We start from the raw sequence: 9,831 nt of genomic DNA, 5'->3' as shown, positions 1-9,831 counted from the left end.
ACTTCTTGAGCAGCCGGACCTACTTCTTGATCAGCGGGACCGTCTGCTCGATCGCGTAGGGGATGCTCAGGACGGTGTTGAACGAGAGCGCCGCGCCGATCGGCGGGTCCTGGTAGGTCAGGAACAGGTCGCGGCCCTCCTTGGCGACCTTGAGCTCCTTGTAGACCTTGTCGGCCTTGATGCGCGCGTGCGGCTCCTTGCCGGTGGTCAGCCACACCAGCCGGTCGACCTCCAGGATGTTGAGCCCCTCGGAGCCGAACTCGACGACGTTGGACTTGCCGGCCTTCTTGGTGATCTCCTCGGGGACGGTGAAGCCGAGGTCGGCCAGGAACGCCGACTTGGGGTCGCCCTTCTGGAAGGCCGAGTAGGTACCGGCCTTGAAACTGTCCGCCGCGACCGCGGTCTTGCCCGCCCACTGCGGGTTGTCCTTGCGGACCTGCGCGAACTTGGCGTCGATGTCGCTGATCAGCTGCTTGGCCTTGGGCTCGGCGCCCAGCGCGCGGCCGGCCAGGAGGGTGTACTCCTTCCACGGCGCGGCGTACGGGTCATAGCCCTTGGGCTGGGCGACCACCGGAGCGATCTTCGACAGCTGGTCGTACTGCTTCTTCTCGACGCCCGAGTACATCGCGAAGATGAGGTCGGGCTTCAGCGCGAGCAGCTTCTCCATCTTGACGCCGTCCTCGCGCAGCCCGAGGACGGTCGGCTCGGTCCCGCCCCACGCGCTCTTGGCCCACGGCCAGTCGGTGAACGGCTTGCGCTCGAACCAGTCGACGACGCCGACCGGCTTGTAGCCGAGGGCGAGCACGGGCTCGTGGTCGCTGAGGCCGATCGTGACGATCCGCTCCGGCTTCTTCTTGATGGTCGTCGTGCCGTGCATGTGCTCGACCGTGGCGGGGAAGGACCCCCCGGCGGCGCTCGGCGCGGCCGCGCCGGCCGCCTTGTCGGTGGAGTCCGAGTCGCCGCAGCCCGCGGCGAGCGTCATGCCGAGCGTGAGTGCGGCGAACGCCGTCAGCAGGCGCCTGGCCCGCCGGACGCCCGCGAGTTGCTTGGGAGGTCGAGACATTGCTTCCTCTTTTTTCGGGCTCGAGTCGAACGCCGGTCGGCGGCGATACTAAGGTAAGCCTTACCTATCTTCAATCCCGATGAAAGGGTTGCATACCCCCTGCTAGTGAGGTATGCCTTGCCTAAACCAGCCAGATCGGATCTTTGTGACACGTGACAGCACGGCACCCGCGCCGACCGCGCGGGACGTGGCCTCACCGGCCGCCGGAACGGCGCCTCCACCCCGCCCGTTGAGGCGCCCGCTGCTCATCGCCGCCGCCGCCGTCGCGCTGGTCGTGCTGTGTCTCGCGTCGCTGGCGATCGGAAGCCGCTCCATCCCCCTTGACCTGGTCGTCCGTGCGCTCTTCGACCCCGGCCATCCGGGCGTGGACCCCGAGACCGAGGCCATCGTCCGGAGCACGCGGATGTTCCGCACGGTGGTCGCCGTGCTCGCCGGAACGGCCCTCGGGCTGGCGGGCGCGGTCATGCAGGGGCTCACCCGCAATCCGCTCGCCGACCCGGGCCTGCTCGGCGTCACCGCGGGCGCTGCGTTCGGCACGGTGGTCGCGATCGGTGTGTTCGGAATCACCGCGCTGATGGGCTCGATCTGGTTCGCGTTCGGCGGGACGCTCGTCGCGACCGTCGTCGTGTATCTCCTGGGCAGCCGGGGACGCGGCGGCGCCTCACCGGTCAAGCTCGCCCTCGCCGGAGTGGCGATCACCTACCTGCTCGACTCGCTGACGAGCGGTATCGCGCTGACCGACCCCGAGGCGCTCGACCGCTACCGCTACTGGTCGTCGGGGTCGCTGACCGGACACGACGGCGGCACGCTGCTGCGCGTCGCGCCGTTCCTCGCCGCCGGCGTGCTGCTCGCCTTGAGCATCGCGACGGCGCTCAACAGCATCGCCCTCGGTGACGACGTCGCGGTGGCGCTCGGCCGGCGGCTCGGCATGGTCCGGCTGCGCGCCGCGCTGGCGGTCACCCTCCTCACCGGCACCATCACCGCCGTCGTCGGGCCGATCGTCTTCGTCGGCCTGGTCGTGCCGCACGTCGTCCGGCTCATCACCGGCCCCGACCACCGCTGGCTGCTGCCCGGCTCGATGCTGGTCGCGCCGTGCCTGCTGCTCGCCGCCGACATCATCGGCCGCGTCGTGGCCCGTCCGCAGGAGATCGATGTGAGCCTCGTCGCGGCGTTCCTCGGAGCGCCCTTCTTCATCGCCCTGGTCCGCCGCCGCCGGCTCGCGGAGCTGTAGGCCCATGCTCGGTATCGACGCCGCCCGCAGACCAGGCCGCGCCACGTTCCGCCTGACGCACCCCGCCGTCTCCGGAGTCGTACGCCCGCGACTGATCCTCGTGTGGCTGACGCTCGCCGCGGTCGCGTTCGGCGTCTTCTGCACAGCGATCGCGTTCGGGAGCGGCGACTTCCCGGTCGCGCTGCCCGACGTCGTGCCCGCGCTCTGGGGCAGCGGCGACCCCGCGACGCTCTTCGCGGTACGGGAGCTGCGCCTGCCCCGCGCCATGGTCGCGCTGCTCAGCGGCGCCGCGTTCGGTGCCGCGGGGGCGGTCTTCCAGACCGTCACGCGCAACCCGCTGGCCAGCCCCGACATGCTCGGCATCACCCAGGGCGCCGGCGCGGCCGTGGCCGCCGGCGTCGCGTTCGGCATCGGCGGCGGCCTGAGCTCGCAGACGCTCGGGCTCGTGGGCGCTCTGACGGCCGGGGTGCTGATCTACCTGCTGGCCTGGAACCGCGGCACGACCGGCTACCGGATCGTCCTGGTCGGCATCGGCATCAGCTGGATGTGCACGAGCCTGACGGTCTACCTGGTCAGCCGCATGGAGCTCTACCAGGCCCAGAAGATCCTGGGTTGGCTCGTCGGCAGCCTCAACGACCGCGGCTGGGCCGAGGCGCGCCCGCTCGCCTTCGCCCTCCTCCTCGTGCTCCCCATCCTGGTCCTGCTCACCCGCCTCCAGCGCACGTTGCTGCTGGGCGACGAGGTGGCTGCAGGACTGGGCACACCGGTGCAGCGCACACGCCTGGCCCTGGTCCTCTCCGCATCGGCACTGGCCGCGTTCGCGACGGCCGCCACCGGTCCCGTCCTGTTCGTCGCGCTGGCCTCGCCGCAGATCGCCCAGCGGCTGGCCCGCACCCCCGCACCGCCGCTCACCGCCGCCGCGCTCACCGGCGCGGCCATCGTGCTGCTGAGCGACCTGATCAGCCAGCGGCTCCTGTCCGACATGGTCATCCCGGTCGGCGTCGTCACCGGCGTCCTGGGCGCACCGTTCCTGCTGTGGCAGCTGGCCCGCGCCAACCGCGCCGGCTCTGGAGGTTGAAGTCCGTGACGTTCCTCAAGTCCCGCATGCCCGCCCCGGCACAGGACGCACTCCCTGCTCCAGACCTGCGGGCGAACGGGCTGAAACTCGCCTACGACGACCGCGTCGTCGTCGAGGACCTCGACCTCGTGGTGCCGTCCGGCCAGATCAGCGTCATCATCGGCGCGAACGCCTGCGGCAAGTCCACCCTCCTGCGCGCCTTGGCCCGCCTCCTGCCTCCACGCAGCGGGGCGGTCCACCTCGACGGCCGTTCCATCCACTCGATGCCGACCCGCCAGGTCGCCCAGCGGCTCGGCATCCTCCCCCAGTCGCCCGTCGCCCCCGAAGGGCTCACCGTCACCGACCTGGTCGGCCAGGGCCGCTCGCCGCACCAGACCTGGTGGCGCCAATGGTCGTCCGGCGACGAGAACGCCGTCACCGAGGCCCTGCGCGCCACCGGCATGCTGGAGCACGCCGACCGCCCCATCGACGAACTCTCCGGCGGCCAGCGCCAACGTGCCTGGATCGCCATGGCCGTCGCGCAGGGCACCCCGATCCTCCTCCTGGACGAGCCGACGACCTTCCTCGACCTCGCCCACCAGATCGACGTGCTCGACCTGGTCGTGGACCTCAACCGCCACGAAGGCCGCACGATCGTGATGGTCCTGCACGACCTCAACCAGGCGTGCCGCTACGCCGACCACATCATCGTCATGAAGTCCGGCGCGATCGTGACCCAGGGCAGCCCCGCCGACGTGATCGACGCGGAGCTGGTCGAGGACGTCTTCGGCATGCGCTGCCAGGTGACACCCGACCCGGTCAGCGGCACCCCGCTGGTCATCCCCATAGGCCGCCACCACCGATGACCCGGCCTCCAGCGCGTCTAGGGCGTTCCTGCCAGCGACGTCAGGTCGGCGATGATCTCCGAGGCGGTCACCGGGTCCAGGTCGCCGAAAAGGGCTCCATCGGTTAGCTGGACGGTATCGATCCGTTGCTCCGGCTCCTCGTCGGGGCTGCCGAAGGGCAGACCTGGGTCCACCTCAAGGAAGACGCTCCGACCGGCGGGCAGAACGCGGAAGAGACCGAAACCGGAGCGCTCCCAGCCACGGTGACGCAGGGCGAGGACCCGCACCGTCCGCACGGTGAGGTTCTCGAAGCGGGTGAGCCGGTCGCTGTGGCGCTCCGCCTCGGTGAGCGCGTAGGTCCCTCTTTCGACTTGGGGGAACGGCTGCAGGATCTCGTAGTCCTCCAGTGCCTCCCGCCAAGCGGCGAGATCGTCGCCCAGGCACAGGGGGTGTGCGATGCCGACCGTCGCCGTCTCGGGGAGCGTGAACGCATCATCGTGGACGTCGGCGAACGTGCGGTCTTCGGCGACCCGGAAAGCCGTCGTCGTGCCGTCCTCCTCGGCCAGCCAGACGAGGCGGCGGGCGATGTGCCAGACCAGGGGATGCTTGACGAACAGGTCGCGGAATTCGGCCGCGGTCCACCGCCGTCGCGTGACCATGGCCCGCTCCAGTCGCCGGACCTGTTCCGCGCCGGCGGTTCGCGCCACCTTCTTCATCGAGGAGAAGCGCTGATAGGCGGCGGGGGCGAGGTCGGTGTCGTCGTTCGCACTCGGACGAGGCAGTGTCTTACGCCGGTGGCCGTCCTCGTCGAGGACGTACGGGACGAGCGCCTCGTCGAAGCCGACGGTGAAGCGGCGCGGCCCGTAGTCGAGCGTCATGCTTCCGTCATCGTCCAGCCCGAAGTCCGGCACCGTGCGGTCGGCGAGCTGCTCGGTCGTGAGGCCGAGGCTCCCGGCGATCTCCGCGATCTTGTCCTGGGCCCGGGACTTGAGCCCTGTGAACTTCACCCGCTGCGAGATGCCGTGCAGGTGCATGAGCGCCAGGTCGGTGCCGAGGGCGGCGAGCACGTCCAGACCCCGCACCGCCTTCTGGTGGCCTCCCTCGCCGGGCCAGACCTGGACTGCGGCGGCCAGCCTGCGGACCGTCTCGTCGTCGCCGAGCCAGGCGAGCTGGTCCATGGCCCAGCCGTCCTTGGCCGGTGCGCCGTGTTGCTCCCAGCGTTCGAACAACGCCCAGGAGAACTCGGCCAAGGAACGGCTGTCGCAGAGTCCTCGGATCACGTCGACGCCCGCGTAGACCTCGTCCGGTTTCGACATCGCGAGCATTGTGATCACGTGACCGGCCGCCGCGACCGGCAGCGCCCGCTCACGGCCGCGCAGCAGGATCTGCGGGAGCGCGCCCGGGACGGCCCAGCCCTCCACGGACGGCACCGGGTCCGGGAGGTGATCCAGCGGGTCGGCCACCAGCGCCTCGATCGCGTTCGCCGCCTCCGCGCCGAGGTCATGCGCGGCCGCCACGATCTTCTCGGCGCCTGTCCGGCGGGCCAGCAGCCGCAGCGCTCGTTCGGCCTGCCTGCGCTTCTTCCCGGGCTTTCCGAGTGCGGAGGGAATGAGCATTCGGACCGCACCGGCGCCGTGCCGGTCGAACCAGTCGATCGCCGTTCGCCGGGTCAGTTTCCTGGTGGCCAGCCAGTCGGCCGCCAGCGCCGCGACGTCGGCGTTCAGGTACGGGAGGAGAAGTTCTCCGCATTCCTCAGGCAACTCTTTGGCGGCGGCCAGCGCCACTCCCACGGCGTCCTCGGCGAATCGGCTCGCCACGCGCTTCTTCCAGCTGATGGGCCACCAGCCGCTCCCCCAGCCGGCGAGCAGGGGCCGGACCACCTCCTCTGGCCCCAGCAGCAGTACTTCGGCTTCCTCCTGCCAGTCGCAGCCTCCGGATCGGAATCTCCGGGCAGCCTTCTCCCAGTCCATGGCGGCCGGGTCAAGCTTGGGCTGGAAGGGGGTGTTCCAGGCCTCCCGCTCACCCGGTGCCCAGCTCATCGTCACCTCGCCAGGCGGCTCCAGACCCGGGATGACCACCGGCTTCGCCCGCTCGCGGGTCCACGGCGGCTGGACGAGCAGCCCTGGCAGGTCATCCGGCTCCGCTTCCGGTATCCGCATGTCGGCCGCGGTGACCTTCTCGACGAGAGCACGGGACTCGCCCGGCAGATCGGCCAGCATCGCCGCGGCCAGGTCCGGGTGGGCCTGAACGTGACCGGCGAGCAGATCGGTGGCGCCCGCCGCGGCCAGCATCCGCAGCGCCCGCGCCGGGAACCGTGTCATCGCCGTGGTCAGCGCCGACTCGACGTGCCGGCCGTCGACACGGTCCAGCAGCACCTGGAACGCCTCGTCGAAGGGCATCAAGCCGATCACCTTGAGCAGCCGCTTGCGCTCGACGTCGTCGGCGTGGCCGTCCAGGCCCCGGGCGAACAGTGGGAGGGCGTCCGCCCCAGCGGCGTCGGCCAGGGTGACGAGCAGCCCCACGGGGTGTCCCTCATGGGCCAGCGCGTTGTTCATTGCCAGGCGCTTCGGCGTGGAGATCGCGATATGCAGCCACTCCAGCTGCCAGTCGGGGCTGTCGTCCAGCCACTCCTGGCAGTCGTTCAGCCAGTTCTGCCGCGTCGGTAGCAGGTATGACGTGACGACCTTCTGATAGAGGGTCCGGCGATGCTCCGCCAGCCTTCCGACCGCCTCCTCGTAGTCGCGGTCATCGGCCGCCGCCAGCAGGGTCCGCATGCGCCGTGCGCCCTCCTCGCCGAGCCAGAGTTTCTTGCCGGTACGGAACGCGACCTTCGAGCCGGCGGCCCAGGTCGCCCCGACCGTGCTCAGCTCGACCAGCGCGCAGGCCGCGAACGCCAAGCCATGCTCCGAGGACCACGCGTCCACGAGCGAGCTCTGCAACTCCAGAAGATCTTCGGGCATGCCCCCTTTGGACCAGCCGTTGTAACCGCTCCGGACCCAGTCGTCCTCGCGCCCATCAAGCTGCTTGTCGGAGATGCCCCGTTTGTTGACCCAGGCGCCGCCCTTCCAGATCCAGTGGTCCGGCTTCCCGCAACTGCCGGGTACCGTCCGCTCGACCTTCCACGGGATCAAGGCGACCGCCGCCGCCCCGGCCGGGTCGGCCTCACCCGCAAGGCACCTCCGTGCGGCGTCCGCCCACTGCCCGTCCGGCACCACCAGGGCGATCAGCGACTCGGGGTCCCGCCACTCGGCTCTCCACCGCTTCCGGAGCCGCGCCGCGGCACCCTTGTCGACCTTGATCGCCGGCCCGCGGTGGCCGCCTCGCCGCGGATGCAGCTGCCGCCGCAGCTCGGCCGGAAGCACCAGAACATCCTCGTCCCGCACCGGGAGATGTTGATCAACCATGCCGCCACACCGTAGGCCACCCACCCGACAATCCGCGATCTGGCTGGTGTCCGCGGTGGACCCGGCACTGGGCCGCCACCACAGCTGGCCGAAGCCGGGCGAACTGGAGATGACGCGACTCCTTGACCGGCCATGCCCGATGCAGTAACCGTGGCGATACGAGTGCGGCTGGGGAGCTCGCACGGGACAGGTCATCGGAGTGGTGCCGGGTGAGCACGCCGTTCCCACCGGGGTTCAGCGGCATCGACCCCACGCTCATGGACGGACTGATCAACGAGTTCCGCCGTGGCCGCGCCGACATCGCCGGAGCGATGGGGCATTACCGGCCAAGGCTGGTCCGCTACGGCATCGACACCACCGCACTGCGGGAGATCGACCAGGTGTGCGCCTGGGTGGACGAGCAGCTGCCGATGCTGACCCGGCGCCGCGACCTGGCGATCGCTCTGGACGACTCGTCCCGACCAGGGCTTGCCTCGGTCGACGAGTCCCTCATCCTTTCGCCCTCCCGAGCGCGGCAGATGGGCGCCGAACTCGCCGCCCGCTTCCTCAAGTCGAGCGACCACCACGACATCCTCAACGAACTGGGCACATACCGCTTCGACGCCGACTACGCCGCCGCGTTCTTCGCGGGACTCGGCCCGGAGCTCACCCGCCGGCTGCCCGCCCTCATCGAGGCTCACGGGCGCGACGGCCACGTCGCACGACAGCTGCGCGAGACCGGCGAGGCGTTCGCCAGTGCCGTGTCCGGCGGCATGGACGTGCCGGGCTTCGGCACGGTCACCAAGGCCATGTTCGACAAGAATCTCCCCGTGGCCGACCGGCAAGGCGTCGCCACCCTCCTCTCATACGGATCGTTCCCGCCCGAGTGGCTGGCGGCGCTGGCCCGCCTGCACGCCCTCGAACCGGCCTACCAGCAGTTCACCGCAGGCGGCGCGACGGCCCGCCCAGACCTGACCGCCACCGACTGGCACACTCTGCAGCGGATGTTCCAGGCACTCAGCAACAATCCGGCGGCAGCCCGGCTTGCCTTCCAAGGCGTCGCGCACACCTTCCCCCAGCCCAATGGCCGCGCTCCGGGCGATCTGACACCGCCCCACCAGCCCGACCTCGGCCACACCCTCGCCACGTTCACCCGCATGGCCAGTCTCGACGAGGCCACCGCCCAGCAACTCGGCCGGGCGCTCTCCGCAGGAGCGGGCGCCAAGGACGAGACCGACGGTGCCCACAGCGCGCACTCCGCGCGATTCGCCTTCGCCGTAATGACCGCACTCCCCGAAGTGTCCGACCGCCTCCCCGACCCGATGCGCATCGAACTCGCCCGCATCGCCGGCTCCTATGCCACCGAGATCGCCGAAGGCGCCAACCTCGACGACCGCGTCACCGACACCGCCTTCGGCAACGTCAAGACCCACACGCCCGGCCTCAAGCCGATGTTCAGCCTCAGCCCCCAGGACACCTACGCCTATCTCAAGCTGTTCGCCGACTCACCCGAGAACATGGCGCTCCTCGACCAGGGCATGGGCCGCCTGTCGCACCGCCTGGTGCGCCTCGGCATCCACATCGAGATCGCCAAACAACAAGGCAAGATCCGCCCAGACGCCCCCGGCCTGGAACGCATCATGCAAGCCCTCGGCTACGTCAGCGGCCTCCAGACCCAAGCCCAGAAGACCGTCCAAGGCGACCTGGACGAACGCGACGCCCGCAACCGCGAAATGATGCGCACGCTCGCCGACCTGGGTTTCGACGTCGCCGACGTCTTCGTAGGCGGCCTGCCCGTCAGCGAAGCCGGCGCCCAGGCCGTGGAGGCCATCTGGTACGTGGTCACCAAACAGTCCGGACAGACACTCGACGCCATCAAGGACAAGGCGGACCAGAAGACCCGGCTCAGCATGCTGGAGGACAAGGAACTCCAGATGTCGCTCGGCCTCCAGCACGCCATGGTCCAGCGCCTCCTCCAGGGCGGCTACCCCATGAAGGTCAAGCCCGCCGACGCCAAGCTTCCCCACCCCGGCCACCTCTTCTGGAACGACGAGGGCCTCATCCCCTACAACGAGATGACCGAGAACCCCAAGATTCTCGACAACTACCTCGCGTGGCTGAAGGCCAACGGCCGAGGCGGTGACAGCGAAACCGCATTCGGCCAGGTAGCCGTCAAGGCCACCAGCGACTTCTCAGGAATGCAAGATCAAGCGTCTCAAGCCGCCGCGGCATGGGAGAAGGCTGGTTGAGAT

At 70.1% G+C, this 9,831-nt stretch carries 6 protein-coding genes; 4 read left to right on the top strand and 2 right to left on the bottom strand.

From position 1 onward, the window contains the following. Positions 1-19: 19 nt before the first annotated feature. Entirely contained in the window at positions 20-1,063 is a 1,044-nt protein-coding gene (locus F8566_RS30690; RefSeq protein WP_151565345.1) for an ABC transporter substrate-binding protein, read from the bottom strand. A 145-nt stretch (positions 1,064-1,208) separates the two neighbouring features. On the opposite strand from F8566_RS30690, the gene F8566_RS30685 reads away from it, so the two are divergent. From F8566_RS30685 to F8566_RS30675, 3 genes are read left to right on the top strand one after another with little or no spacing between them, the layout of a single operon-like run. Continuing rightward, positions 1,209-2,294, top strand: a complete 1,086-nt coding sequence (locus tag F8566_RS30685; RefSeq protein ID WP_225993659.1) for a FecCD family ABC transporter permease — start codon at positions 1,209-1,211, stop codon at positions 2,292-2,294. A 4-nt stretch (positions 2,295-2,298) separates the two neighbouring features. Further along, positions 2,299-3,372 carry a FecCD family ABC transporter permease gene (locus tag F8566_RS30680; RefSeq protein ID WP_151565343.1) on the top strand — a complete coding sequence of 358 codons (1,074 nt, stop codon included), beginning with the start codon at positions 2,299-2,301 and terminating at the stop codon, positions 3,370-3,372. A 26-nt stretch (positions 3,373-3,398) separates the two neighbouring features. Continuing rightward, positions 3,399-4,217, top strand: a complete 819-nt coding sequence (locus F8566_RS30675; protein WP_151565537.1) for an ABC transporter ATP-binding protein — start codon at positions 3,399-3,401, stop codon at positions 4,215-4,217. Positions 4,218-4,234: 17 nt separating this feature from the next. On the opposite strand, the gene F8566_RS30670 is transcribed toward F8566_RS30675, so the two are convergent. Continuing rightward, positions 4,235-7,600 (bottom strand): DUF4132 domain-containing protein, encoded by a 3,366-nt coding sequence (locus tag F8566_RS30670; RefSeq protein ID WP_151565342.1) that lies wholly within the window; start codon positions 7,598-7,600, stop codon positions 4,235-4,237. 209 nt (positions 7,601-7,809) lie between these two features. Here F8566_RS30670 and F8566_RS30665 point away from each other — a divergent pair, with 209 nt between their 5' ends. Beyond that, a complete protein-coding gene (locus F8566_RS30665) occupies positions 7,810-9,828 on the top strand; it encodes a hypothetical protein (RefSeq protein WP_151565341.1) in 2,019 nt (672 codons plus the stop codon). Positions 9,829-9,831: the final 3 nt, after the last annotated feature.

Origin of the sequence: Actinomadura rudentiformis, from assembly GCF_008923185.1 — a bacterium.
GTDB classification, from domain to species: Bacteria; Actinomycetota; Actinomycetes; order Streptosporangiales; family Streptosporangiaceae; genus Spirillospora; species Spirillospora rudentiformis.
Note: the sequence above shows the minus strand (reverse complement) of the source record. Positions and strands in the feature narration are given on the sequence as shown.